Below are 25413 nucleotides of genomic sequence, written 5' to 3'. Positions count from 1 at the left end.
AGGACTTATGTGTCTGCGAAGAAGACAAAAGAGAGTGTCAAGCTTTCCGATGAACTGAGCAAAGTGGCAGATGAAATTATAGTATCCGTAAAGGATTCGGGTTCTGTCTCTGAAGATGACATTCAGGTATCCCTTCAAGAAATTGATGTTTCCGATGATGAGCTTTCCCAGCTTTACGAAACTATTCGCAGCAAAAACATTGAGATTACCTCAGCGGCTGATGTGTCCGCCGATTATTCTGATGACGTGTCTGATGATGACTTCAGCGGCTCAGATGATGATTTTGATGACTCGTCTTCTCTCGATGAGGATGAGGACGATGAAGACTCCGAGGCGCTCAATGAAGCGCGCCAGGTAAAAGAAGCGCTTCGTTCCGTTCCCAAGGCAAAAACCGCAAAGCCCAAGCGTTCTTCTCGCGCCCGTGCCCGCCGTGTCGATACGTCTACCGTCATGCTTACCGGAGATCCGGTGCGCATGTATCTGAAAGAAATCGGTAAGGTTGACCTCCTGACAGCATCTGAGGAAGTCGATCTTGCTATGAAGATTGAGGCCGGCACGGAGGCTTCGCAGAAGCTTGAAGATTTTGAGGACGGCAAAGCCGAACTGTCACGGGCAGAACAGCGGCGCCTTATGCGTATCGAGCAGGTTGGACTTGATGCGAAGCAGCAGCTTATCAGCGCAAACCTTCGTTTGGTGGTTTCTATTGCCAAGCGCTATGTGGGACGTGGCATGCTGTTTCTCGATTTGATTCAGGAGGGCAACCTCGGTCTTATCCGCGCTGTCGAGAAGTTCGACTACACCAAGGGCTTTAAGTTCTCCACATACGCCACATGGTGGATTCGTCAGGCTATTACGCGCGCCATTGCCGATCAGGCGCGTACTATCCGTATTCCCGTGCACATGGTTGAGACTATCAATAAGCTGATTCGTGTGCAGCGTCAGCTCTTGCAAGATCTTGGCCGTGATCCTACGCCGGAGGAAATCGGCGCGGAGATGGATATGTCACCCGATCGTGTGCGTGAGATTCAAAAGATTTCTCAAGAGCCGGTTTCTCTTGAAACGCCGATTGGCGAAGAAGAGGATTCGCAGCTTGGTGACTTTATTGAAGACTCCACCGCAATCGCTCCTCCTGATGCAGCCTCTGATTCTATGCTTCGCGAGCAGTTGGAACAGGTGCTTGACGGTTTGGCTGATAGAGAGCGCAAAGTTATCAAGTTCCGCTTTGGTCTTGAGGACGGCCGTCCGCGCACGCTTGAGGAAGTCGGCCGCGAGTTTGGCGTCACGCGTGAGCGTATCCGTCAGATTGAGTCAAAAACGCTGGCAAAGCTGCGTCATCCGTCGCGCTCTGCCCGTCTGAAAGACTACATGGAAGAGTAGAAGACCACAGCAGCCATGAGGAAATGAAATTAATGCTTGCATGGTTGTGAGAGTGTCTTTATACTTAAACACCGCACAAAGCATTCTTATGGCATGTGCTGTTTTACCGACATATTCCCCGATGGCGCAGCGGTAGCGCAGCTGACTGTTAATCAGCGTGTCGCAGGTTCGAATCCTGCTCGGGGAGCCAGGCTTTTCAGACCGAGATTTTTCTCTCGGTCTTTTTTATATTGACCTCACAAAAATAACGCAAAATGAGCGATTTTCGCCCGTTTACCACACGCAAACGACCGCTGGGCGAAGTTATGGGTACGTTAACATACAGGTTTGTTAACGTATTCGGCAAGGTTAGTGTCGCGTAAAGAACGCGATATACAGAGAAAGGGCAAATCCTATGGAGATGTCTCGTCGTAAGTTTGTTGAGTTCTGTGGTCTTGGCGTTCTGAGCGTTGCCGGCACAAGTGCGCTTGCGGGTTGCGACAACAGCAACAAGAGCGATGATTCCGGCAAAAATGCTTCTGCTGGTGGCGCGGTAGCAAATAAGGACAAGCCGGTTGTCTTCTTTAATCGCCAGCCGTCCAACAGCTCTACCGGTGAGCTGGATATGGCTACGTTGAACTTTAACAAGGACACCTACTATGTCGGCTTTGACGCCAATCAGGGCGCTGAAGAGCAGGGCAAGATGGTCCTTGAGTATGTGAAGAAGAACGCCGCCAAACTTGACCGCAACGGCGACGGAACCATTGGCTACGTTCTCGCCATCGGCGACATCGGCCACAATGACTCCATCGCTCGTACGCGCGGTGTCCGTAAGGCTTTGGGCACGGCTGTCGAGAAGGACGGCAAGGTTGTATCTGATCCTGTCGGCAAGAACCTCGATGGTTCCGCAACGGTTGTACAGGACGGCAAACTTGACGTTGACGGCAAGACCTATGTGGTTCGTGAGCTTGCCTCCCAGGAAATGAAGAATTCCGCCGGCGCCACATGGGACGCGGCAACCGCAGGCAACGCCATTTCCGCCTGGGCCGCTGACTTTGGCGATCAGATTGACGTCGTCGTCTCCAATAACGACGGTATGGGCATGGCAATGTTTAACGCCTATTCCAAGAAGGAAGGCCTTCCGACCTTTGGATACGACGCCAACTCCGACGCGGTGGCCGCCATCGCCGATGGTTTCACCGGCACCATCTCCCAGCACCCGGATATTCAGGCGTACCTGACGCTCCGTCTGCTTCGTAATGCCCTTGATGGCGTCGACATCAATACGGGTATTTCTTCCAAGGATGACGCAGGAAACGTTTTGTCCTCCAGCGACTACAAATACGAAGCCGATCAGCGTTCCTACTACGCGCTGAACGTTGCCGTTACTAGTGACAACTACAAGGACTTCTTGGATGCAACCACTCCGTATCCTGACGCTTCGAAGCAGCTTGACGCCTCCAAGAGCCCTGAGAAGAAGGTGTGGCTGAACATCTACAACTCCGCTGATAACTTCTTGAGCTCCACCTATCAGCCGCTGCTTCAGAAGTATGACAAGCTTCTGAACCTCAAGGTCGAGTATATCGGCGGCGACGGCCAGACTGAGGCGAATATCACCAACCGCCTTGGCAACCCAAGCGAGTACGACGCCTTCGCCATCAACATGGTTAAGACCGACAATGGCTCGTCTTATACGCAGCTCCTTCAGAACTAACCGACTGCTGTAACTGCGTGCAATCCGAGAGGAGGGGAGCTGCTCCTCTCCTCTCGGTGTTTCTCGATAGCTGGCTTCTTGCAGGCCAGAAATATACCGCGAGAAGAACAGTACGAGAGAAACAAAGGGGTGATAAAATGGCTGATTTGCAAGATGATGTCGTCCTCTCCATTAAGGGCATGAGCAAATCCTTCGGCCGCAACCGCGTGCTTGATCATATTGATCTTGAAGTGCGTCGGGGTACGGTCATGGGTCTTATGGGCGAGAATGGCGCGGGCAAGTCCACCATGATGAAGTGCCTGTTTGGCACCTATCAAAAAGATGAAGGTCAAATATTTCTCGATGGCAGAGAAGTCAGCTTTTCCGGACCTAAGGACGCGCTTGAAAATGGCGTCGCTATGGTTCACCAAGAGCTTAATCAATGTCTTGAGCGCAATGTCATTGACAATCTCTTCTTAGGCCGCTATCCAGTCAATGCCATGGGTGTCATTGATGAAGGGCGCATGAAAAAAGAGGCGAACGAACTCTTTCGCCGTTTAGGCATGACTGTCAATCTGACGCAGCCGATGAAGAAAATGTCCGTTTCTCAGCGTCAGATGGTTGAGATTGCGAAAGCGATTTCGTATAACGCAAAAATCATCGTGCTTGATGAGCCTACATCTTCGCTTATGGCTCAGGAAGTCGACAAGCTCTTCTCGATGATTCGCATGCTGAAAGAACAGGGAATTTCCCTGGTTTATATTTCCCATAAGATGGATGAGATTTTTGATATCTGCGATGACGTCTCGGTGCTGCGTGACGGCAAATTGGTGATGACCAAAGCCGCCAAAGAGACCAGTATGAATGAGCTTATCGCTGCGATGGTAGGCCGTTCGCTTGAAAATCGATTCCCCAATGTCGACAACAATCCGGGTGATACGTATCTTTCGATACAGCACCTGTCAACAAAGTACGCGCCGTATCTGCAAGATGTAACGTTTGAGGTTAAAAAAGGCGAGATATTCGGCCTTTACGGTTTGGTTGGCGCAGGCCGCACTGAGCTTCTGGAAACTATTTTTGGTGTGCGGACGCGGGCGGCCGGTCGTGTCTACGTCAACGGTCATCTTATGAATTTCTCGAGCGCTGCTGAGGCTATGGATCACGGCTTTGCCATGATTACCGAAGAGCGTAAAGCCAACGGTCTTTTCTTGAAAGGCGATCTTACCTTTAACACTACTATCGCCAACCTCAATCAATACAAGTCCGGACCCATGCTTTCCGACCCTAAGATGACCAAGGCGACAGTCAAAGAACTTAAGGTCATGAACACTAAGGCCATGGGTCCCGATGATTTGATTTCAAGTCTTTCCGGCGGCAACCAGCAAAAAGTTATTTTTGGCAAGTGGCTTGAGCGCTATCCCAAGGTATTTTTGATGGACGAGCCAACGCGAGGCATCGATGTCGGCGCTAAATACGAGATTTATGAGCTCATTATCGACATGGCAAAGAAGGGGACAACCATCATCGTGGTGTCTTCCGAGATGCCTGAGATTTTGGGCATTACCAACCGTATCGGCGTGATGTCCAACGGCCGCCTTTCGGGAATTGTGGACACAAAACATACCAACCAAGAAGAACTCCTGCGCCTCAGCGCAAAGTACCTGTAAAGAGAGGGTTGATACATATGCCAAACACAGGTGATTCTGTCCTGACAGCCGAGCAGGAGCTCAAGCTGCGCAAACCAATTGACGAGTATGTAGGCGCCATTCAAAAGCAAATCGATGAATTGCGCAAAGATGGAACCGACCAGGCTGTCCTCGCAATGAGCAACATTGAATCGATAAAGCGGGACAAGTCGATTACCGCCGATGAGCGCTCCTCCCAGATTGCCGAGCAGAAGGCTCTTCTCGATAAGGCGAAGAGGGTCGAGGCGACGCACAAAGGTGAGATTTCAAAACTGATCGCTGACGCGGAGAGCTATTTGAAGCAACACTTCTCGCCTGAATATCTTGAGCCTGTGAAAGCGAGCTGCAAAGCGGAGAAAGTTGCGGCAAAGCAGGAGTACGAGAAGCGCTTGGCGGAGCTTGAAGCCGAGCACACCCAGACGCTTTCCACGCTGAGCGATTCTCAGGAAATAAAGGACGAGAAATACGTTTATAAAAACCGTCAGTTTGACGCAAAAGTCACTTATGAGAAGGAACTGCAGCGCATCAAGGACCGGGCGCATGACGCGTTTGGGTATGAGTACCACTTGATTGACCAGCTGCGCATGTCGAAGTTTACGCCTCTTGAGACGCAGGCTCAGCGTTGGGAGAATTACAAGTATTCCTTTAATATGCGTTCATTTTTGCTGCAAAACGGCCTGTATATCGTTATTTTGCTGGTTTTTATTGGTTTGTGCATCGTGACGCCGGCCGTAAAAGGTACGCAGCTTTTGACCTATAACAACGTACTCAATATTCTTCAGCAGGCGTCACCTCGCATGTTCTTGGCCCTCGGCGTCGCCGGCCTCATCCTACTTACCGGTACCGATCTTTCTATCGGTCGTATGGTGGGCATGGGTATGACGGCCTCGACCATCATCATGCACCAGGGTATCAATACCGGCGGCGTCTTCGGCCATATTTTCGATTTCACCGGCCTTCCCATTTCTGTGCGGGTTATATTCGCTTTGCTGACCTGTATCGTCCTGTGCACGATATTTACCTCCATTGCCGGCTTCTTTACGGCGAAGTTCAAGATTCACCCGTTTATTTCAACGATGGCAAACATGCTCATCATCTTTGGTATCGTGACCTACGCTACAAAAGGCGTTTCTTTCGGCGCTATCGAGGCGAGCATTCCGGCCGCGGTGATTCCGCGCGTAAACGGGTTTCCGACAATCATTTTGTGGGCGGTCGCTGCCATTGCGCTCGTGTGGTTCATTTGGAATAAAACTACCTTTGGCAAAAACCTCTATGCCGTCGGTGGTAATCCCGAAGCGGCAGCCGTTTCCGGCATCAATGTCTTCAAGGTTATGCTTGGTGCCTTTGTCATGGCTGGTATCCTGTATGGTTTCGGTTCGTGGCTTGAGTGCATGCGCATGGTTGGTTCCGGCTCCGCTGCCTACGGTCAGGGTTGGGATATGGACGCTATTGCCGCCTGCGTGGTCGGCGGCGTTTCCTTCACCGGCGGTATCGGCAAGATTTCGGGTGTCACAACGGGCGTTCTTATCTTTACCGCTCTGACGTACTCGCTGACCATCCTGGGCATCGATACCAATCTGCAGTTCGTGTTCTCTGGAGTTATCATTCTTGCTGCGGTTACCCTTGACTCTCTGAAGTATGTTCAGAAAAAGTAAGTAAACCGTTCGAGCGTAAACAGTCATACGTAAAAGGCAGGCCGTTTGAGGTCTGCCTTTTTTGTGTTGCCGAGAAGATCTGTTGAGAGATGAGAGAGTGGTAGAGAGCGATGAGAAGCGGTCAAGAAGCAGCGCTGAGAAGCTCTATAGAGCATCCAAAAAGCGGCGCTGTCCCTGACGACCCGCACTGTCCCATTTGAAAACGCCGGCGTCTTCTAGGACGTGAGCAAATACGGCACCGACCTCATCATGCAGCAGAGATTCAATGTCTGCGGAATTTTGCGCAATGGCAGCCCTGTGGCGGCGAAACACCTCAAGGGCCCATGCGGCATGGGAGAGTGTTTCGGGCTTTTCAAGGAGCTGGGCTTCAAGTGCCGCCTCGTTGCTGCATACTGCGGCATCGACAAGCGCTTTGCCAACCGCGTCAAGCTCAGGTACAAGGCGAGGCGGCAGGATGGCAAGACCCATGACTTCAATGAGCCCGATGTTTTCTTTTTTGATGTGATGGTATTCGGCATGAGGATGAAAAACACCCAGAGGATGCTCATCTGACGTGATATTGCACCGCAAAGCGAGATACGCCTCGTACACGTCGTTCACACGGCGTACCACAGGGGTCACGGTATTGTGAGGAGTTCCGTCTTTGGAGCGCGCAACGACCCCGACAGACTCATCGGAGTACGTTTTCCACACCGCGATGACATGGCAGGCGGCCTCAAGAAGCGCTTCTCGGTTGGAAGAAGTCAAGCGAATCACCGAGAGGGGCCATGTGAGAACGGCGCCTTTGACATCAGGATAGGAGGGAAGCGCAAACGTCTCTGAAACGGCCGCTTTTATCATAGGGAACTCATGCGCGCCGCCCTGGAAGTGATCGTGGCTGAGAATCGATCCGCCTACGATGGGCAAATCGGCATTTGAGCCGATAAAGTAGTGAGGCAGGTAGTCAACGAAGTCAAAAAGACAGGTGAGCGCGGAGCGGTCGATGTGCATTGGACGGTGATGAGCGCTCATAGTAATGCAGTGCTCGTTAAAGTACGCATAGGGGCTGTATTGAAATCCCCAGCGCTCGCCGGCAAGCTCAAGAGGAATGATGCGCAAGTTCTGCCGAGCGGGATGGGCCCCGAGGGGAGAAGAGGCGCTTCGTCCCGCGTACCCTTCATTTTCAATACAAAGTTGACATGCAGGATACTTCTTTTCCAGAGATAGTTCAGCTCCTGCGGCGGCTATCTCACGGGGATCTTTTTCAGGCTTTGAAAGGTTAATGGTTATTTCAAGATCGCCCCATGTTGTTGAGGCGCTCCATTGGATATTTCGCGCGATAGCTTGGCGGCGGACGTATCCCGCATTACAGCTGAGCTGGTAAAAATAATCGGTAGCGACTTTTGGCGACTCTTCCGCATGGAGCGCCTTGAACGTGTAGGAGACCTCGGAAGGCTTAGGCATCAGCGTGCCCATGATGCGCATGGAGATGCGGTCGCGGCCGGAAAGCGTGTTCTCTTCTTTTCCGCGTCCGATGGCTTTTTCGGCGAGAAGCCCCAGAATACCTTCGAGGTCAAATTCGCTTGCAGCAACTCCGGTGCCAGCAAACGCCTGCTGCTCGTCTGTGATTTCATCAACAAATTTGTCAATGGACGGCGCCTCGGCGTGCGCCCACCCTTCATCAGGCGCGATATTCTCGGCTCCAATAAGGTCGAGCACAAAGTTATAGCTCCATATGCGGTCGTCCCAGCCGATAAGGTCGGTGGATACTGCGTAATCTATCAAGCTCTGGATAGCCTGCGCCGTACTTATAGCCATTGCGCGTATGCTCCTTCTTCAGAGATGGTGTATTGCTGGCAGGCCTGCTCGCCAAACCAGCCGTTCATCTCCTTGACAAAGGTCTCAACGATATCGAGAGGAACAAAGCACTGGATTGATCCGCCAAAGCCGCCACCGTGAATACGAAGGGCGCCGCGGCCATCAAGTATGTGCTCAGCAAGGCCGAGAGCCAACATTGCCGGCTGGAAGCTGCCTGCGGTTGAAACATTTTGCAGATACATCGCGGAGCTTGCGCCGGAAGCGCGGGTGAGAGCAAGGAACGTGTCGATGGTGCCGTGTTGCAGCGCGTTCCAGCGTTTGTCGACAAGATCGTTTTCGTACCAGTAATGAATGGCGCGCAGCAACGCGCGGTCTCCGAGTTTCTCGCGGAGCTCGGTGACGCGAGCGTTGAAGTCCTTTGGGCTTACCTCACACAAGCGGTCTTTGCCAAATTCAGCAGCGACCTGCTGCATCTCAACGGGAACCGCAGCGTATTCGTCCGTAAAGCGGACATGATCAGATCCCACATCGACAAGGCAGAGCGCATAGCCGAAATCTTCGAAGTTGCAATCGAGCTTGGCGGTCTTGGGCGCCGTGGGATCTTCGAAATCCATATAGGCAAGGCCACCCATGCAAACCGAGAGCTGATCCATAAGGCCGCTGGGCTTGCCGAAATATTCATTCTCAGAGAATTTGCACTTCAGCGCCAATTCAACAGGGGAGAGGCGAGGTCCTTTCCAAAGCGCCTCCATTGCGCGCCCCAGCGCTGCTTCGATGGCTGCGGAGGAAGAAAGACCGCCTCCGCCGGGCACAGTGCTTGTAAGGGCAATGTCGAAGCCTGCCGGTTCATAACCCGCCTCGACAAGACCTGCGAGCATGCCGCGGGTGATACCAATGGTTGAAAGGTGCTCGTCCGTGTTCTTTTTGAGGTCGTGGGCGTTAAGTTCAAAAGGCTCGTAGCCCTTGCTTGCTACACGAATCATATCGCTGCCGTTGGGAGCAGCGATACCGTTGATAGCGACATTGAGGGCGCCGGCAATGACGTGGCCGCCTTCATGGTCGGTATGGTTTCCTGCTATCTCAGATCTTCCGGGAGCATGGACTGCAAGGTACTTCTCGCGAGAGCCAAACTGCTCTGTGAAGAGGACTTGAGCTTCGTTGTGCTGGCTGCGTGTTGTTGGGGCGGTGCAATCTGTCATGATGCGTCCTTTTCAAAGAGAGATAAGAAGAAATAAGAGCCCGTGAGTAGATCCGTTTTGACTTATCGGGGAGTGATCCTATACACAATCTTTGAATGCCAGGGATGTTCTGGCTCGCAAATTGACTGGTCCCACTCCGGATGATGAATACAGTCAGGGTAGAATTCCGGCTCAAAGGCAAATCCGTCATTTGGCCTGTAGATGGCGCCCTCCTTGGCGTTTCTGTCGTTGAGCCAATTTCCCGTATAGAAATGCGCTCCCGGAGCAGTAAGGGCAATTTCAAGCCGCGCTTTAGCGCCGGTCGCTGCAAGCGCGACGCGTGGCGCGGCCTCGCTTCTGTATCCGTCGATGCAGAAACAGTGATCATAGCCGTGAGCAATGTGCAGCTGTTCGTTGTCGGCGTCGATATCTGCTCCGATGAGTTTTTCTGAGCGAAAATCAAACGGACCGCCGGCAACGGGCGCGCGCAGACCTTGAGATACGCAGTCTGCGCGGAGCGGCAGGTAATTCTTTGCGTTGATGCGCACGGCGTGGTTGCGAACGGTACCCGAATTGTGGCCTGACAAGTTGAAGTACATGTGGTTAGTCATATTGACAAAGGTTGGCTGATCAGAGACGCATTCCTGAGAAAGAAGCAGCTCGGTGCCGGTTGTGGTTGAGACAAGCGTATAGCAGACGGTAAAGCGACGCGCTCCGGGAAGTCCAAACTCACCATCGGGGACAGAAAGCGTGAAAACGACAGCGTTCTTCTCGTCATCCGGAGCGGCGTGCCAGAGACGCTTATGCAAGCCGCGGGCAAGATCGGTATGGAGATTGTTCTGTTTGGAGGGACCGTCGTTTTTAGGAAGATGGTAGAGAGTTCCGTGAAGGGGAACCTCCGCCTTATCGATGCGATTTGCCGAAGGGCCGATGGTCGCGCCATGGCAGGCGGGATTGTCAAAGTAGTCCTCAAGTTTGTCGAAGCCCAAGACGATATCGTGTTGTTTGTTATCGCTGCCAACTACCTTGAGCGATTGGACCGCGGCGCCAAAGTCAGTCAGGATCAGCTGTACCGGTCCTGCCGAGAGGGTATAGGTAGATGCAGGTAAACCTTTGGGCGTGACTCCAAATGATGTACGAGAAATCATGGCGCCTCCAAAGTTAGGTTTCCAAAGTCAGCTGTGTTTCGATATCTTTAGTATACTGATGATGTTAACGTACTCAATACCTTTTCGGGAGAAGCGGTATTCTTTTCGAGCGGTGGTCCAATTCCGGCGACAAACGGTCGGAACAAAGCAGCAAACGGTCGTTAACAAGATGATTTACCTTGTCTTTTTGAGATCGTATCTCGCCTTGCTATTATGGGTTCGTTACCATTTGGAGGTGTTCGAGTTATGCCACGGCAGCAACATAACGCGAAACGCACCGCGCGTGTTCCGCGTCCCGTGTCAATGGCCGATGTCGCGCGTGAGGCGGGCGTTTCGCAGCAAACCGTTTCCCGGGTCGCAAACGATCTGCCAAACGTTAACGAGAACACACGCAATCGCGTGCAGGACGCTATGGTGCGGCTGGGGTTTCGTCCCAACTTCGCCGGACGGTCTCTCAGGAGAGGAACGTACAATTCGGTCGGACTGTGCCTCTATGATGTTCGTGAATTTGGCAACCTGGCAACACTCGATGGTATCCTTACGGCCGCCCGAGAGCATGGGTACGCTATTACCATGATAGAGAGCGTCGATGACAATCTTTCGCTATCCGACGTTTCTCAGCGCATTACAGAACTTCCCGTGGACGGCATGATTATCAGCATGAGTCTCATGGCGTCTGACTTCGCGTCCTTTGAACCTCAGCCGGCTATGGGAACCGTTCTGTTGAGTATGTATGAGCACCCACTTTGCACGACGGTAGACTCAGATCAGTATGGCTGCTCAACGACGGTGGTTGACCATTTCTTCGAAGCGGGCCACACAAATATCCGCTTTGTCGCGGGCCCTTCCTATTCAATCGATTCAAACTTCCGACAAAAGGGTTGGCGAGAAGCACTTGAGCGTCTCGGCCTTCCCATCGTCGAACCTTTGGCAGGGGATTGGACGGCGGACAGTGGCTATGAGATTGGCTGCAAGCTTGCTGAAGACACTGAGGCGACGGCTATCTACTCAGCAAACGATCAAATGGCGCTCGGTATCATTACCGCCTTGCGCGACAAGGGAATTCGTGTTCCTGAAGATATAAGCGTTATCGGTGTGGATGATTCGCTTGAAGGCTATCTGCCGCACTGCAACCTCACTACTGTCCGTTTTAATCTGCTTGAACGCGGACGCATGGCCTTTGAACACGCGCTGAGAGGTCGCACAGCCGACTTCGTTCCTGAAGCCGTTCGCATCCCAGGCAAACTCATCATAAGGGATACGGTACGAGATCTGCATTAGCTTCTCTTTTGGCTCATGGGCTATACTCGTAACGATAGTGTGCAAATGAGAGTGGGAGCGTGATGGCTGATTCGCATAAACCAGAGCTGGCGTGGACGGTTCAGGTTTCTTTGAATACCCATGAGGTCCATGTCGGTGAGGATGTTATAGCTACCCCTTGTATTACGGGCGCGGATGCAGCAGGTTTTCGATTCAACTACGTCTGGTCCAAAGATGATTGCTGGGAAGATGGATGGTGGGATACGACTGAGCACCAGTTCGGTGGTTCCATTACCGATACAAGCTGGACGTATACCTTTGATGATCCCGGTCGCTATCACCTCTATATCGATGCCTTTGACCCCAAGGGTAATCCGCAGACGGTTACGGCCTGGGTGGTCGTTGCCGGTGAGAATGACTTTATGCGACCCTCTCTTCCGTCTCCAGAGGCTGAGACGGTCGTGAAGGTCGACCATGTGCAAGAGATTTTCAATATAGCTTCAGAGCAGTACAGCTCGCTTAAAGAATATGTCATTGCGCTTACGCGCCACGAACTCAATTTCAAAGAATTCCGCGCGCTTGATGACATTTCTTTTGAGGTCAAACGTGGTGAGGCGTTTGGTCTTGTAGGAACAAATGGTTCAGGCAAGTCAACCATGCTGAAGATTATTGCGGGCGTTCTTGAGCCAACCTCCGGTACCTGTGAGGTTACAGGCACCATTGCGCCGCTTATAGAGTTAGGCGCCGGTTTTGATATGGAGCTTACGGCAAAGGAGAATATCTATCTCAACGGAGCTCTTCTCGGCTATAAAAAAGAGTTTATCGATGAGCATTTCAACGATATTGTGGAGTTTGCCGAGCTTGAAGGCTTTATGGAAATGCCGCTGAAGAACTACTCTTCGGGTATGGTAGCAAGGATTGCCTTTGCCATTGCCACGGTTACAGAGCCTGATCTCTTGATTGTTGATGAGACGCTCTCGGTAGGGGACTTTTTGTTCCAGCAAAAATGCGAGAAGCGAATCAAGGATCTCATTTCCTCCAACAACGTCACCGTTCTTCTCGTCAGCCATTCAATCGACTTGGTGCAGCGAATCTGTGACAGGGCGATTTGGATTGAAAAGGGTACTCAGCGCATGCTTGGACCTGTGGATGAGGTGTGCGAGGCATATGAACATCTGCAACGCTGAGGTTTCTCAGTGATTTGCTACGTTTCCGTGCTATACTCCTGTTGTCTTTAAACGCGGTACGAGATACCCGAAAGCAAAAGAACTCCATACACTTTCTTGGGATGTCTGTGCCGCGTGGCTGTCAGGCATCTTTTTTTAGGAGGGTATATGGAGCAACCGTTGCTCAAGGCTGTCATCATGGATGATGCGGCCCTCTCGCGCGCCATCACGCGCATCGCTCACGAGATTATTGAGCATAACGAGGGTACGAAAAACATTGCGCTTGTGGGCATTATCCGCCGCGGCGAGACAATTGCCGTGCGCCTTGCAGACGAGATCCAAAAAATTGAGGGTACACGTCCTCAGATTGGTTCTTTGGATATCAGCTTTTACCGCGATGACGTGCGCCGCAGCATCGCTCCGGTGCTTCATGCGACCAACATTCCCTTTGAAATAAACGGCCGTGATATCGTGCTGGTAGATGACGTGCTCTATACCGGCCGCACCATTCGCGCCGCTCTTGATGCGTTGATGGATTATGGACGTCCTAAGACTGTTCAACTTGCGGTCATCGTGGACCGAGGCCATCGTGAGCTTCCTATTCGCGCCGACTATGTGGGGAAAAACGTCCCGTCCTCCCATGAGGAGATTGTCCGCGTTGAGGTGGAGCCGATTGATACGGTAAATGGCGTGAGCGTGTGGGACGCGCGCCATGAACATGCTATTGAGGGGAGCGCAGAGTAAATGCTGTCAGTAAAGCACCTGATTGACACGAACAGCCTGACTGCCGATGACATCACTCAGATTCTTGATACGGCGAAGGCTTTCGAGGCTGTCAACAACCGCGACATTAAAAAAGTCCCTGCGCTTCGTGGGCGGACTATCGTCAACCTCTTCCTCGAGCCTTCAACGCGTACTCGCTCCTCATTCGAACTTGCCGAGAAGCGTCTCTCCGCCGACAGCCTCAACATGGGTGGCTCAACTTCGTCTGTAGTAAAGGGCGAAAGTCTTGCCGACACCATCCAGACAATCGACGCTATGAACGTAGATATGTTTGTTTGCCGCGCGAAGCTCGCCGGTACTCCTCAGCGCATTACGGAAAATACGGACGCCATTGTTATTAACGCGGGAGACGGCAAGCACCAGCATCCTACGCAGGCCATGCTTGATTTGTATACCATCCGCGAGAATTTTGGTCATCTTGACGGCCTTAAGGTAGCTATCGTAGGCGACCTGTCTCACAGCCGCGTGGCGGGCTCTCTTGCTCCCGCGCTTAAAACTATGGGCGCTGACGTGACGCTTGTAGGTCCTCCCACGTTTCAGGTGGATGACCCCGATTGGTTCGGCTGCCCGCAGACCGCCGATCTTGATGAGGTCATTCCCGAGATGGACGTCGTGTATATGCTTCGCGTGCAGCTCGAGCGCATGGAAGGAGCTGCTATTCCTTCTCGCCGTGAATACAACCGCCTCTTCGGCCTTGACGAGCGCCGGGCAAACCTCATGAAGCCTGAGGCAATCGTCTGCCATCCAGGTCCTATGAACCGTGGTATGGAAATCAATACCGAAGTCGCCGATTCGGCGCGCGCCCGCATTCTTGACCAGGTCAATGCAGGCGTTTTGACTCGTATGGCCGCAATGTACCTACTGCTTGGAGGAGAATCTGATGGCCTATCTGCTTAAAGCCGCTCATGTAATCGACCCGCAGCTCAATCTTGACGATGTCATGGACGTTTTGGTTGACGGCGAGAAGATCGTTAAAGTTGGAAAAGACCTTGCCGCCTCAAAGGACGTGCACGTCATTGACGCGACAGGCAAGTATTTGGTGCCCGGTCTTGTTGATATGCATGTGCATTTCCGCGATCCTGGATTTGAATATAAAGAGACTATCGAGACGGGCTCTAGGGCGGCGGTCCACGGAGGCTTTACCGACGTCGCTACTATGCCGAATACCAATCCGGTCACGGATACGGGCGCGGAGATACGCTATCAGCTCGATCACGGTCGCGAGGCGGGCCTTGTGCACATCCGTCCTATCGGCGCTCTTACCAAAGAATCCAAGGGGGAGGCTTTGGCTGAGATTGGCGATATGGTTATGGAGGGCGCTTGCGCTTTTTCCGATGACGGTCATGGCGTGCAGAGCGCCGGCATGATGCGTACCTGCATGGAATATGTATCTCAATTTGATCGCGTGGTAGCTGCTCACTGCGAGATCGAATCTCTTTCCGCCAACGGCGTTATCAATGAAGGCAGAGCCAGCACCCGTCTGGGGATGTTTGGCTGGCCCGCGCTTGCCGAAGAGCTTGAGATCTCTCGCGATATTGAACTTTGCCGCCTGACGGGATGCGCTTTGCATATTTGTCACATATCTACAGCTCGCGGAGTCGATTTGGTGCGCCAGGCGAAGGCGGAGGGCTTGCCGGTCACCGCGGAGGTCTGTCCTCATCATCTTTTCCTGAACGAGGAAGACATTACCAATACGTATAACACCAACCTGAAGATGAACCCGCCGCTCAGAAAGGCCTCGGACGCCCAAGCGCTTCAGGAGGCGGTTATCGACGGCACAATTGACTGCATCGTGACCGACCACGCCCCGCACGCCGCACATGAAAAAGATACCGAGTGGGAGATTGCCTATTTTGGCATCATCGGTCTTGAGACTTCGCTGCCGCTCATGCTGAGTCGCATGGTAGAGCCCGGAAAACTTTCCTGGGAGCGTCTCGTGGAACGTATGGCTGTCAATCCGCGTCGTATTCTTCGTCTTGAGCCGGTGCGCATTGAAGCGGGCGGTAAGGCGGATCTGACGCTTATCGACCCCAATCGTGAAATTGAAGTGACTGAGGCGTATTTTGAGAGCAAATCAAATAACTCAGCCTTTATAGGCGAGAAGCTTCGCGGCGTTGCTACCGACGTATTTGTGAGTGGTCATCGCACGCTTGTGGAAGGCGTTGTCACTCCCGGAGGGGAAAGCCGATGACGCTTCGGGGAAACGCCAAGCTGTTTAACTTCACGATTCTCTCAAACGAGCCGGTGGCAAAGGACACGTACCAGGCAGTGCTTTCAGTCCCGGGACTTGCCGGGACTTTGAAGGCGGGTCAGTTTGTCAACGTCAACGTTCCGGGAGACAAGACCCACATTCTTCGTATTCCTCTGTCCTTCTCGCGCATTGATAACGCCGCCGGCACGCTTGAGCTTATCTATGCAACGGTAGGCGAGGGTACAAGGCGCCTCTCCGAGATGCAGCCCGGTGAAACGAGCGATTTTGTAGCTCCCTGTGGCAGGCCCTGGCGCGTAGATGCCGGCTCAAAGCGAGCTGTGCTTGTCTCGGGAGGCGTGGGCATTACACCGCTCATAGCGCTGGCACAGGTTCTTGCCGAGAAGAACATTGAATTTGACGCCTGTATAGGCGCGCAGACTGCTGAGCGTCTCTATGGCAAGAAGCGACTCCTTGCCTGCGGCGCAGGTCAGGTCTTTGAGACAACCGATGACGGCTCGCGTGGCACCAAAGGCTTTGTGACTGACGCTCTTGCTGAACTTCTCGCGCAAGGAGTGTGGGACGTTGTATACACCTGTGGACCGGAGCCCATGATGCGAGGTGTTGCACGTTTAGCAGAGGCTCAAAGCGTCTCGTGCCAGGTTTCTCTGGAGCGCATGATGAGTTGCGCATTTGGAGCCTGCAATACCTGCAACGTTGCGCTCGCGCGCGGAGGGTACGCGTCTGCCTGTATGGACGGACCTGTTTTTGATGCACGGGAGGTGGCATGGTGAGCGCTATAGCTATGGCCGTTGACCTTGGCGGCATTGCCATGAAAAACCCGGTCAATACCGCGGCTGGCACCTTCGGATACGGCTGGCAGTTTGAAGGGTTTTATGATGTATCTCAGCTTGGCGCCATCACCATGAAAGGTGTTGCTCGCGTGCCATGGGATGGAAACCCCGCCCCTCGTATGTGTGAGCTTACCAGCGGCATGATGAATTCCGTTGGCCTCGCAAATCCCGGCATCGACGCTTTTGTGGACCGGACAGGTTCGTATATGGACGAGCTTGAGGGACGCGGAACGCGCGTTATTATGCAGATGGCGGCTCACTCAGTCAAAGAAATGGTTGAGGTTGTTGAGCGTACAGAAGAGCTTGCTCCCCACATTTCGGGAATCGAGCTCAATGTCAGCTGTCCGAACCTGGCAAAAGGGGGAAGAGCTCTTGGAGCCACACCTCAGCAGGCCGCTGAGGTCATGCGCGCTGTCAGGCCCCTTACAAACCTTCCCATACTGGTCAAAATGGCTCCCGTGAATGTTGCCGAGATTGGCAAAGCGCTTGAGGCGGAGGGCGCGGATGGTCTTACGCTCATAAATTCCCTTTCGGGGATGTCCATTGATGTTCATACGCGCCGTAGTCGTCTGTCTAAGCCTACGGGCGGCACGAGCGGTCCTCTCTGCCATAACGTTGCCGTGCGCATGGTGTGGGAATGCGCGCAGGCGGTGCAGATTCCTCTTTGCGGCGTAGGCGGCATAGAGACTGGCGAAGATGCCGCTGAGTTCATTCTGGCAGGCGCTACGGCTGTTTCTGTAGGCTCTGCGAACCTGTATGACCCCATGAGTGCCCCTCGAATCCTTTCGGAGCTTACCGAGTGGGCTGAGTCTCAGGGCGTATCTGACATTGCTGAGTTGGTTGGAGCGTTTGAATGCTAAAAAATGATGCCTGCGCGCGCGACGCCATTATCGTCGCTCTTGACTGTGACCGTGAAAGAGCTCTGGAGCTCACCGACCTTCTCGCTGGCCATGCTACCTGGGTCAAGGTCGGCATGACGCTTTTTTATCGCTACGGGCCAAGTATTGTTACACAGATGAAAAACCGGGGTTTTAATGTTTTTCTTGACCTCAAAGTGCACGATATTCCGTTTCAGATTCATGGCGCCGCGTGTTCTGCGGCACTGTCTGGAGCCGATATCCTGTCCATTCACGCTCTTGGCGGTGCCTCGATGATTTCCGAAGGGCGAGCCGGCGCAGAGGAGGCTGTAAAACTGCTGGGTTTGGACGAAAGCAGGCGCACCAAGCTTGTTGCTATTTCAGTTCTTACGAGCATGAATGAAGAAAGCCTGCATTCCATTGGCGTTGCGGGAGGTGTTCCCGATGAAGTCGCGCGCCTCGCACGCCTTTCCTACGATGCGGGTGCCGATGGACTTGTGTGTTCACCGCAGGAGGCAAGCTCTATGCGTACACTTCTTGGTCCTGACGCTTTAATTATTACACCAGGCATTCGTCCTTTGGGCTGTGAGAAAGGCGATCAGCAGCGGGTAGCGACTCCCGCAGCGGCCCTTGATGCCGGCGCGTCAAAATTGGTCATTGGACGACCGATTACCGCTGCCGTCGATCCGCTTGCCATTTTTGAAGAAATTGTTGAGGAGCTTGCAAATTGAGTTTTGTGCAGTTTTCTACATAAATGGCTTCATTTCTTCACTATTTTAAATAAGTGCTGGTCGACTATTCTTTTTTTCAAGAAATCTGATTGAGTTTGCCGTGCAAATATGCAAAAATAGTGACGTTTTAAGGGAAAATGCTCTGTACCCCCTTGTAAAACCGCTGATGTTTGGCATACTAGTTCGTTGATTGTGCCTACGGCACGAAATATTGTTCGCGTACTTATACCAATGAAGTACCGATGTTTGGAGGAATAATGGCACTACCTAACCTTACTCCTGAGCAGCGCAAGGCAGCACTCGAGAAAGCTGCAGAGGCTCGTCACGCTCGCGCGGAGCTTCGTGAGAAGGTCAAGAACGGCGAGGTTTCACTCAAGGAAGTTCTTGATTCCAATGACGCTATCGCTGAGCGTATGCGTGTTTCCGCTTTGATTGAGTCTTTGCCTGGTTACGGCAAGGCTAAGGCTGCTAAGGTCATGGCTGAGCTTGGTATTTCCTCAACCCGCCGTGTTAAGGGCCTCGGCGCTCGTCAGCGCGAGCAGCTTCTTGAGACGCTTTCCAAGTAAGTGACTCGCTCCGCTAAACTTTTTGTTGTTTCTGGACCGTCAGGCGTTGGCAAAGGCACGCTCGTTTCACGTCTTCGTGAAGAGCGGCCAAACCTGGGCCTGACGGTTTCAGCTACAACGCGTTCTCCTCGCGAAGGGGAACGCGACGGCGTTTCGTATCATTTTCTTTCCGAAGAGGCGTTTGAGGACCTTGTGCGGAAGGGCGGCTTTTACGAGTGGGCTCAGGTGCATGGACACCGTTATGGCACGCTTACCTCTGAAGTCGAGCGTCTTCTCGCGCGTGGTCTGTCGGTTGTTCTTGAGATTGATGTGCAGGGTGGCCTGCAGGTCCGACGCAACAACCCCGACGCGGTCCTCGTTTTTATCGAGCCCCCCTCGTTTGAGGTGCTTGAAGCTCGTCTTCGGGGTCGTGGTACGGAAGACGAGAAGACCATCCAGACACGGCTTGCGAACGCAAAGCGTGAGATGGAGTTTGCGGACAGCTATGATGTCCGTATAGTAAATGACAGCCTTGACGATGCGCTTCGCAAGCTTGAGGCTGTATTTGATATGTATGAATCGGATGAAGGGTCTACAAAAGATGTCCGTAATCAAGCCTGAAATCGATTCGCTGCTTGCAAAGACTGAGCACAATCCATTCCTTTTGTGCTCTATCGCTTCAAAGCGTGCATGCGATATCAATAATATGCTTCATGGCCAGCACCTGCGCGTTATCGCTGTCCAGGATTTTGATGACATTACAACGGTTGTGTCCGGCAAGGATTCCATTTCCGTTGCGATGGATGAGGTCAACGACGGTACCTTGAGCTTTGAAAAAGATTCCTTTGATGATGCCATCAAGGGCGAGAATACCATCGAAGTTTAGAGTATGTCCGAAAGAATATGCCTTGTTCACTATCATGAAATTGGACTGAAAGGCAAAAATCGCTCAACCTTTGAAAATCAGCTGGTAGAAAATCTGAGAAGAGCCCTTCGTGACTTTCCGGTCATGGAGGTCTCTCGCATTTCCGGCTATGTTATCGTAAGGACGAAAGATCGACAGGCTACTAAAGAATTGCAGCAGACCATCGCTCAAGTTCCCGGTGTAGCCCGCGTTTCTTTAGCCTATCGCTGCGGCTTAGAGGAAGAAGAGTTTTATAAAGCCTCTGTTGACGTCCTTGCTGAGGCGGGAGAGTTTGATACGTTCAAGGTGCATGCGCGCCGCTCCGCTACCGACTATCCCGTTCATTCCATTGATTTAAATCGTATGGTCGGTTCTGTGTTATGCAGACACTTTCCTTATAAGACGGTCGCCATGCACAAGCCTGACGTAACAGTTGTTGTTCACGTCATCCAGGGCAATACCTATGTATACGCCGCTTCGATTGTCGGCGCGGGTGGTCTTCCTGTAGGAACTGCGGGCAAAGTGGTGTCGCTTCTTTCAAGTGGCATTGACTCGCCGGTTGCTACCTGGATGGTGGGTCGCCGCGGCGCTACGGTTGTTTCGGTACACTTTTCAGGTCGTCCTATGACAGCGGATACCAGCGAGTATCTCTGTCGGGATATCATTGAGGCGTTAGAGCCATCGGGTGTAATAGGACGGCTGTATGTCGTGCCGTTTGGTGAGCGGCAACGTGAAATCTCTCTGAGTGTTCCTCAGAGCCTTCGTATCATTATGTATCGCCGCGTCATGTATCAGGTGTCTGAACGAATTGCTCAGCTTGAAGGCGCAAAAGCGCTGGTAACAGGTGAGTCGCTCGGCCAGGTGGCTTCACAGACGCTTGATAATATCGCTGCGGTTAACGAGGCTGTCTCCATTCCTGTTCTTCGTCCTCTTATCGGTTCCGATAAGCAGGAGATTATCAGACGTGCGCAAGCAATTGGGACCTTTGATATTTCCGCTCAGGCTGCAGATGATTGCTGCACGCTCTTTATGCCTCGGCGCCCTGAAACTCATGCCCGCCTGCGTGAAGTTCTAAAAGCCTGGGATTCTTTCGACCATCAGGCAATGATCGATGATTTGGTGGCGCATGTAGAGTATCAGGATTTCAAACAGTGCCCCTCCTATAAACCGCCTCGCGAGCTTAAGGCGTTCCATACAGATCTTGCCGCCGCATCGTTTTGTTTCTGAGTGCACTACCTCTTACTGCTTTCGGTGAGAGGTAGTTTTGTATCGGCGACAGGCAAGATAATCTGTTATTACACAGAGAAACTCTGTGTAATAGGACAAGTTTGTTCTGGCATTTTGCGGTTTCTCGTCATATATCAGTCAGCAAGCCGTCAGAGCGGCAGATCATATATGCGATTTTGAGTTGGCGCTATCGCCTTGTGCCTTCACGATAGAAGGAGAGGTGATGACTATGGCGCAAAAACCATCTGCCGCAAAAACATCGTGGTCGATGCTTAAGAGACGATATGGTTTTACCGGAAACAAAAAAGTCCTTATAGGGCTTTTTGGGGTACTTACGGCGGCGCTTTTGGGAGTAGCTGCATTTTCTCAGGTGACCCATGGGTCAGTAATCCCTCGACAGCCAAGCGAAAAAGCGCAGACGGATGCCCGCAGCGAAGACGCAGCTCAAACGAACACAGAAGCCTCTTCTCAGCTGTCCTCTCAGTCGTCTGAGTCAAGCGAGACCGAGCGTAAGAAAAAGGCTCCATCTGTAGTGGTATATGTTGATGGCGCTGTGTCGGCGCCAGGCATCTATACCCTGTCTCAAGCTCCACCTCGCCTCAACGATGCTCTTGAGGCTGCGGGAGGTCCTACCGATGAAGCGGACATATCAGAGCTGAACCTTGCTGCTCTCATCAAAGATGGCGAGAAGTTCCACGTTCCCGCAAAAGGAGAAAAGCAGGCTTTTGGTCAATCATCTCCCTCGGGCACTTCGGGCACAAGCTCTGAGGCAAATGCTGAGCCTTCTCTTGTCAACCTCAATACGGCTGATGAAAAGGAACTCATGAGCCTTCCTGGGATTGGGGAGTCGATGGCTCAAACGATTGTCAAAGACCGTCTTAAAAACGGTCCCTTTAGCACGCCGGAAGATCTCATGAGGGTCTCAGGGATTGGCGAGAAAAAATTTGAGCGAATAAAAGACTATGTCTGCGTGTCTTAAATTTGCAAAATCGCAGCGTAAGGTCATGAAACCTCAGCGTCCAGCGGTTCCTCCACTGCTGTATGTTCTTATTGCCGCCCTGGTGAGCGCTCGTCTGCTTTTGGAACAGGGATGCTCTCATCAGGCTTTGCTTGGTATCGGCTTGGTATGTCTGGGAGGAGCTTGTCTGGGTGTCGTTTGTTTTGTTCGGCACGGCTCAGTTGTTGTGGTAGCCATGATAGTTGCGAGTATTCTCGCGTCATCTTTTGCTGCGTACATAGCGTATCAAGGACTGCTTCACTCTGATGAGTCATTTACGCGCACCGCTCCTTCTCGCTATGAGTATGTCCTTACAAGCGATATGCAAAAAGGGGAGTCGTCATGGAAGGGCACGGCAGACGTGTATCAAGACGGACAGCTTCAAGGCTCTGTTTTACTGCTGACGGGGCGTGAATATGATGTGGGTACCCATATACAGTGCATTGGCCGCTATCGTTCCTACAAAGAGGGAGAAGCGGGCAGGAAGAGCTGGCTGCAGGGGATTGCGGGTTCGGTGCGTGTGGTAAAGGTAGTGAAGGCGTTTGAGTCAAAGGGTGTGAGGGGAGAAATTTATCGCCTGCGAAAAGAGATTCTGAAGACGCTTGAGCCTGCGCAATCAGCGGGGAGGGCTCTTGTTGCGGGATGCGTATGCGGCTATAGAGAGGCTTATCGAGAACTCAAGCTGCAAAGGCCGTTTATGTATTGTGGCCTCTCACATTTGGTATCAGTCTCCGGATCTCATTTGGCGCTTCTCGCCTTGCTGCTCGAGCTGATATTGAAAAGGCTTTTCATGCGCCCTTTAGCGAGAAATGCCGTGAAGCTGTGCGCAACAGGGTGTTTTGTCGTGCTTTGCGGGTTTCCCGTTTCAGCTCTTCGCGCATGGCTCTTAGTTGTTGCCTCATGCGGATCAGAAGCTGTGGGGAGAAGAAAAAATTCTTTGACGTCCAGCTGTGTTATCGCACTGGTGATGGTGTTGTTGCATCCTCAAACCTGCGAATCGGTTTCATTTTTACTCTCGCTTTGCAGCGTCTTTGGACTCATGCTTTACGGTTCGTATATTCGCTATGGAGTCCGCTTGGTAACGCCGCGTTTACCGTTGTCTTCGGGGCCTGCGGGTTTTCGCAAGGCCTGTAATACACTGCTCAAAATAGAAGGCGATACCATAGCCGCTTCTCTGACCGCGCAACTTGTGACCCTTCCTGTCTCTATAGCGGTGTTCGGACAATTTTCCCTCATTGCTCCTCTTGCAAATGCGCTTGCCGTAAGTTTTTTCAGTGCGTTGGTCGTCTTGGGGTTTCTTGTATGCGCCACCATGAAAATCCCCGGTGTATGCGCGGTCGTGCTTGGTTGTATCGACATTATAGGAGCGGCGTTCTATTTCATCGTGCAGGCTCTTGCACATATTCCTGTCGCAAGTGTAGCAGTTGAGGCGCCGTCAAGCCTTCTTTGGGCTGTGTCTTGTATTGTATCGGCATTGGTGCTGGTATGGTGGCCGTCTATTCGCCCGCGTGTGATTCTTGTGGGTACGGTGTGTGTAGTGCTGAGCTGCGCGTGTTATTTTGTGAGATGGCGCTATTTCGCGCCTGCGCGCATTTGCGTGATGGACATCGGACAGGGCGACGCCATTTTGGTGACAGATGGCGCTTCATCGATGCTCATTGATACAAGCCCTGATGAAGCGGTGCTTGACGCGCTGCAGCGGCAGCATGTTTTTCATATTGATTCGGTACTTTTGACTCATCTTGATATGGACCATGTAGGCGGCGTTGATGATTTAGTTGGTCAGATACCTTGCGAAGAAGTTATTGTCGCGCACGGCGTCAACGCGCATGAACAGAAATGGCTGAAAACGGCGATTATGCAGCTGACGGGTAAGGCCTCACGAGAAGTCGTATACAAAGAGAAGCTCTCGGTAGGTCGGTTCCATATGAATGTGATATCTCCTGTTGGTGAGGTAACGGGAAATGAAAACACCGATTCGATTGAAATGCTCGCATCGTATCATGACAGCGCCGGCAATTCGCTGAATGCGCTTTTTACCGGCGATGCCGAAGAAGACAGGACAGGAGAAGCGCTGCGGAGGGGAGACGTTGGCGACATCGATTTTCTCAAAGTAGGACATCACGGTTCTGCTCGCTCGATTACTTCTGCGCAAGCACATGTCTTAAAGCCTGAGGTGGCTGTTGCAAGCGCTGGAAAAAACAACAAGTTTGGCCATCCCAAACCGCAATGCGTAGCTACACTTGAGGAGAGCGGTTCAGCCTTTTATTGCACAAAGGATGACGGAGATGTGACGGTTGGGCCTGGACGCGACGGCCCGCGCGTGCGCACGCAGCACAAACATCGGTAAGCGTGTAAAGTAGAGAGGCAAGCAGGTCTAGGGAGGTAGGGTATGGCACAAGGTCTTCTTCCGGCGTATCTGGCAGTTGGCCCCAATGAGCTCAAGAGGAACAAGACGATTGCACGATTGAAGGGACGTCTTGATGAGTCTTTTGCCACGTTTAACCTCGATGAATTTTCCGGCACTGACACTACGCCCGAGGCTCTTGTTTCTGCCCTTCAGACGATGCCTTTAGGAGATAGTTTTCGCGTTGTGATCGTAAGAGAGGCTGACAAGCTTCCCAAGATTGCCTCTGACGCGTTGGTACGCTATCTTGATAATCCAAATCCCGCTACAACGCTTTTGCTGACCGCGCAAACACTTGCGAAAACTACTAGGTTGTATAAGGCGATAGCAAAAATTGACAAGAAGGCAATCGTTGAGTGCGCTTCTATGAAATCGTCTGAGCTTTCTTTATACGTTCAAAATCTCGCAAAAAGCCACGGGTTTTCGATTGATGATTCTGCCGCTCAAGAACTAATCAATCGAGTGGGAGATTCAACGGTTATGCTAGACGCGCAGCTCAAAACACTTGCCGCGCTCGGCAATGGTCAGATGGTAACAGTTTCTTTTGTGGAACAGCATGTTGTTCGTACCGCTGAGGTAAAGCCTTGGACATTCTTGGACAGCCTCTCATCTCGGAATTTACCGCGCTCACTTGAGTTGTATGAGATGCTGCCCGATAAGAGCCCGCTGGGTCTTTTAACGCTCATTACAACGCGTGTACGAGAGCTTATTTGCGCTTCATCATTGAGCAGCCGGGGAGAGACGGCGTGTCTTGCCGCAGAATTAAAAAAACAGTATTGGCAAGTTCGAAGCTACACCGCGTGGGCTTCTGCTTTTAAGCCCGGTGAGCTTGAGGGGCTTCTCGCCACCTGCGCCTATTGCGAGCGGGAATTAAAAAGCGGTGGTGACGAGAAGACCGTTATGCTGAAGCTGATTATGCAGATGTGTAAGAAAAAGGCGAACTCCGAAGAGTCCGCCTTGACAGTGCAATGAGTGCGGCGTG

22 protein-coding genes and 1 tRNA gene are annotated in these 25413 nt (G+C 52.3%); 20 read left to right on the top strand and 3 right to left on the bottom strand.

All coding sequences use genetic code 11. The features are described 5' to 3' along the window. The first annotated feature begins 9 nt into the window (after window positions 1–9). The 5 genes from rpoD (at window position 10) to HMPREF1527_RS02285 (ending at window position 6389) form a co-directional block, all read left to right on the top strand. Window positions 10–1377, top strand: coding sequence for an RNA polymerase sigma factor RpoD (gene rpoD, locus HMPREF1527_RS02305; protein WP_016477094.1), 1368 nt, complete (start codon window positions 10–12; stop codon window positions 1375–1377). A gap of 115 nt (window positions 1378–1492) precedes the next feature. Continuing rightward, window positions 1493–1567, top strand: a tRNA-Asn gene (locus HMPREF1527_RS02300). 204 nt (window positions 1568–1771) lie between these two features. Beyond that, window positions 1772–3070 carry a substrate-binding domain-containing protein gene (locus tag HMPREF1527_RS02295; RefSeq protein ID WP_016477093.1) on the top strand — a complete coding sequence of 433 codons (1299 nt, stop codon included), beginning with the start codon at window positions 1772–1774 and terminating at the stop codon, window positions 3068–3070. Window positions 3071–3207: 137 nt separating this feature from the next. After that, complete coding sequence (locus tag HMPREF1527_RS02290) at window positions 3208–4716, top strand: sugar ABC transporter ATP-binding protein (protein WP_016477092.1); 1509 nt, start codon at window positions 3208–3210, stop codon at window positions 4714–4716. A 17-nt stretch (window positions 4717–4733) separates the two neighbouring features. After that, window positions 4734–6389, top strand: coding sequence for a methyl-galactoside ABC transporter permease (locus HMPREF1527_RS02285; protein WP_016477091.1), 1656 nt, complete (start codon window positions 4734–4736; stop codon window positions 6387–6389). A 144-nt stretch (window positions 6390–6533) separates the two neighbouring features. Here the strand turns inward: HMPREF1527_RS02285 and HMPREF1527_RS02280 are convergent, their stop codons facing one another. From HMPREF1527_RS02280 to HMPREF1527_RS02270, 3 genes are all read right to left on the bottom strand, one after another. Next, window positions 6534–8186: a UDP-glucose--hexose-1-phosphate uridylyltransferase gene (locus tag HMPREF1527_RS02280; RefSeq protein ID WP_016477090.1), complete on the bottom strand. Its 1653-nt coding sequence runs from the start codon at window positions 8184–8186 to the stop codon at window positions 6534–6536. Then, window positions 8177–9385, bottom strand: a complete 1209-nt coding sequence (locus tag HMPREF1527_RS02275; RefSeq protein WP_016477089.1) for a galactokinase family protein — start codon at window positions 9383–9385, stop codon at window positions 8177–8179. The genes HMPREF1527_RS02280 and HMPREF1527_RS02275 overlap by 10 nt, the downstream gene beginning before the upstream one ends. Before the next feature lie 62 nt (window positions 9386–9447). Beyond that, window positions 9448–10512, bottom strand: a complete 1065-nt coding sequence (locus HMPREF1527_RS02270) for an aldose epimerase family protein (RefSeq protein ID WP_016477088.1) — start codon at window positions 10510–10512, stop codon at window positions 9448–9450. Window positions 10513–10758: 246 nt separating this feature from the next. Here HMPREF1527_RS02270 and HMPREF1527_RS02265 point away from each other — a divergent pair, with 246 nt between their 5' ends. From HMPREF1527_RS02265 to holA, 15 genes are all read left to right on the top strand, one after another. Beyond that, on the top strand, window positions 10759–11793 hold the full coding sequence (locus tag HMPREF1527_RS02265; RefSeq protein WP_016477087.1) for a LacI family DNA-binding transcriptional regulator: 1035 nt from the start codon (window positions 10759–10761) through the stop codon (window positions 11791–11793). A gap of 62 nt (window positions 11794–11855) precedes the next feature. After that, complete coding sequence (locus HMPREF1527_RS02260) at window positions 11856–12959, top strand: ABC transporter ATP-binding protein (RefSeq protein WP_016477086.1); 1104 nt, start codon at window positions 11856–11858, stop codon at window positions 12957–12959. A gap of 147 nt (window positions 12960–13106) precedes the next feature. After that, window positions 13107–13682 carry a bifunctional pyr operon transcriptional regulator/uracil phosphoribosyltransferase PyrR gene (pyrR, locus tag HMPREF1527_RS02255; RefSeq protein WP_016477085.1) on the top strand — a complete coding sequence of 192 codons (576 nt, stop codon included), beginning with the start codon at window positions 13107–13109 and terminating at the stop codon, window positions 13680–13682. Next, on the top strand, window positions 13683–14618 hold the full coding sequence (locus HMPREF1527_RS02250) for an aspartate carbamoyltransferase catalytic subunit (protein WP_016477084.1): 936 nt from the start codon (window positions 13683–13685) through the stop codon (window positions 14616–14618). It abuts the gene before it with no gap. Then, window positions 14602–15912: a dihydroorotase gene (locus HMPREF1527_RS02245; RefSeq protein WP_016477083.1), complete on the top strand. Its 1311-nt coding sequence runs from the start codon at window positions 14602–14604 to the stop codon at window positions 15910–15912. The genes HMPREF1527_RS02250 and HMPREF1527_RS02245 overlap by 17 nt, the downstream gene beginning before the upstream one ends. Then, window positions 15909–16703, top strand: a complete 795-nt coding sequence (locus HMPREF1527_RS02240; RefSeq protein WP_016477082.1) for a dihydroorotate dehydrogenase electron transfer subunit — start codon at window positions 15909–15911, stop codon at window positions 16701–16703. Before HMPREF1527_RS02245 ends, HMPREF1527_RS02240 begins: the two co-directional genes overlap by 4 nt. Continuing rightward, window positions 16697–17623, top strand: coding sequence for a dihydroorotate dehydrogenase (locus HMPREF1527_RS02235; protein WP_016477081.1), 927 nt, complete (start codon window positions 16697–16699; stop codon window positions 17621–17623). Before HMPREF1527_RS02240 ends, HMPREF1527_RS02235 begins: the two co-directional genes overlap by 7 nt. Continuing rightward, on the top strand, window positions 17617–18351 hold the full coding sequence (pyrF, locus tag HMPREF1527_RS02230) for an orotidine-5'-phosphate decarboxylase (RefSeq protein WP_016477080.1): 735 nt from the start codon (window positions 17617–17619) through the stop codon (window positions 18349–18351). Before HMPREF1527_RS02235 ends, pyrF begins: the two co-directional genes overlap by 7 nt. A gap of 257 nt (window positions 18352–18608) precedes the next feature. Continuing rightward, window positions 18609–18917, top strand: coding sequence for an integration host factor, actinobacterial type (gene mihF, locus HMPREF1527_RS02225; protein WP_016477079.1), 309 nt, complete (start codon window positions 18609–18611; stop codon window positions 18915–18917). Then, the gene (gmk, locus tag HMPREF1527_RS02220) at window positions 18918–19517 is read left to right on the top strand and encodes a guanylate kinase (RefSeq protein WP_016477078.1); all 600 of its coding nucleotides are present in this window, start codon (window positions 18918–18920) and stop codon (window positions 19515–19517) included. It abuts the gene before it with no gap. After that, a complete protein-coding gene (locus HMPREF1527_RS02215; RefSeq protein ID WP_016477077.1) occupies window positions 19498–19782 on the top strand; it encodes a DNA-directed RNA polymerase subunit omega in 285 nt (94 codons plus the stop codon). The genes gmk and HMPREF1527_RS02215 overlap by 20 nt, the downstream gene beginning before the upstream one ends. Before the next feature lie 3 nt (window positions 19783–19785). After that, window positions 19786–21027 carry a tRNA uracil 4-sulfurtransferase ThiI gene (thiI, locus tag HMPREF1527_RS02210; protein ID WP_016477076.1) on the top strand — a complete coding sequence of 414 codons (1242 nt, stop codon included), beginning with the start codon at window positions 19786–19788 and terminating at the stop codon, window positions 21025–21027. Between the two features lie 229 nt (window positions 21028–21256). Next, window positions 21257–22006 carry a helix-hairpin-helix domain-containing protein gene (locus HMPREF1527_RS02205; protein WP_156825471.1) on the top strand — a complete coding sequence of 250 codons (750 nt, stop codon included), beginning with the start codon at window positions 21257–21259 and terminating at the stop codon, window positions 22004–22006. Between the two features lie 25 nt (window positions 22007–22031). Continuing rightward, on the top strand, window positions 22032–24374 hold the full coding sequence (locus tag HMPREF1527_RS02200; protein WP_232209522.1) for a DNA internalization-related competence protein ComEC/Rec2: 2343 nt from the start codon (window positions 22032–22034) through the stop codon (window positions 24372–24374). Between the two features lie 42 nt (window positions 24375–24416). Next, window positions 24417–25403 carry a DNA polymerase III subunit delta gene (gene holA, locus HMPREF1527_RS02195; RefSeq protein WP_016477073.1) on the top strand — a complete coding sequence of 329 codons (987 nt, stop codon included), beginning with the start codon at window positions 24417–24419 and terminating at the stop codon, window positions 25401–25403. The last annotated feature ends 10 nt before the right edge of the window (window positions 25404–25413 follow it).

The organism is Atopobium sp. oral taxon 199 str. F0494, from assembly GCF_000411555.1.
Classification (GTDB): Bacteria; Actinomycetota; Coriobacteriia; order Coriobacteriales; family Atopobiaceae; genus Lancefieldella.
The sequence above is the reverse complement of the archived record's forward strand: the minus strand, read 5'-3'. Positions and strand labels throughout refer to the sequence as shown.

Coding starts and splice junctions, on each gene's coding strand:
- HMPREF1527_RS02295 (WP_016477093.1), top strand. CDS start 1,772: ATGGAGATGTCTCGTCGTAAGTTTGTTGAGTTCTGTGGTCTTGGCGTT.
- HMPREF1527_RS02290 (WP_016477092.1), top strand. CDS start 3,208: ATGGCTGATTTGCAAGATGATGTCGTCCTCTCCATTAAGGGCATGAGC.
- HMPREF1527_RS02285 (WP_016477091.1), top strand. CDS start 4,734: ATGCCAAACACAGGTGATTCTGTCCTGACAGCCGAGCAGGAGCTCAAG.
- HMPREF1527_RS02280 (WP_016477090.1), bottom strand. CDS start 8,186: ATGGCTATAAGTACGGCGCAGGCTATCCAGAGCTTGATAGATTACGCA.
- HMPREF1527_RS02275 (WP_016477089.1), bottom strand. CDS start 9,385: ATGACAGATTGCACCGCCCCAACAACACGCAGCCAGCACAACGAAGCT.
- HMPREF1527_RS02270 (WP_016477088.1), bottom strand. CDS start 10,512: ATGATTTCTCGTACATCATTTGGAGTCACGCCCAAAGGTTTACCTGCA.
- HMPREF1527_RS02265 (WP_016477087.1), top strand. CDS start 10,759: ATGCCACGGCAGCAACATAACGCGAAACGCACCGCGCGTGTTCCGCGT.
- HMPREF1527_RS02260 (WP_016477086.1), top strand. CDS start 11,856: ATGGCTGATTCGCATAAACCAGAGCTGGCGTGGACGGTTCAGGTTTCT.
- pyrR (WP_016477085.1), top strand. CDS start 13,107: ATGGAGCAACCGTTGCTCAAGGCTGTCATCATGGATGATGCGGCCCTC.
- HMPREF1527_RS02250 (WP_016477084.1), top strand. CDS start 13,683: ATGCTGTCAGTAAAGCACCTGATTGACACGAACAGCCTGACTGCCGAT.
- HMPREF1527_RS02245 (WP_016477083.1), top strand. CDS start 14,602: ATGGCCTATCTGCTTAAAGCCGCTCATGTAATCGACCCGCAGCTCAAT.
- HMPREF1527_RS02240 (WP_016477082.1), top strand. CDS start 15,909: ATGACGCTTCGGGGAAACGCCAAGCTGTTTAACTTCACGATTCTCTCA.
- HMPREF1527_RS02235 (WP_016477081.1), top strand. CDS start 16,697: ATGGTGAGCGCTATAGCTATGGCCGTTGACCTTGGCGGCATTGCCATG.
- pyrF (WP_016477080.1), top strand. CDS start 17,617: ATGCTAAAAAATGATGCCTGCGCGCGCGACGCCATTATCGTCGCTCTT.
- mihF (WP_016477079.1), top strand. CDS start 18,609: ATGGCACTACCTAACCTTACTCCTGAGCAGCGCAAGGCAGCACTCGAG.
- HMPREF1527_RS02215 (WP_016477077.1), top strand. CDS start 19,498: ATGTCCGTAATCAAGCCTGAAATCGATTCGCTGCTTGCAAAGACTGAG.
- thiI (WP_016477076.1), top strand. CDS start 19,786: ATGTCCGAAAGAATATGCCTTGTTCACTATCATGAAATTGGACTGAAA.
- HMPREF1527_RS02205 (WP_156825471.1), top strand. CDS start 21,257: ATGGCGCAAAAACCATCTGCCGCAAAAACATCGTGGTCGATGCTTAAG.
- HMPREF1527_RS02200 (WP_232209522.1), top strand. CDS start 22,032: ATGAAACCTCAGCGTCCAGCGGTTCCTCCACTGCTGTATGTTCTTATT.
- holA (WP_016477073.1), top strand. CDS start 24,417: ATGGCACAAGGTCTTCTTCCGGCGTATCTGGCAGTTGGCCCCAATGAG.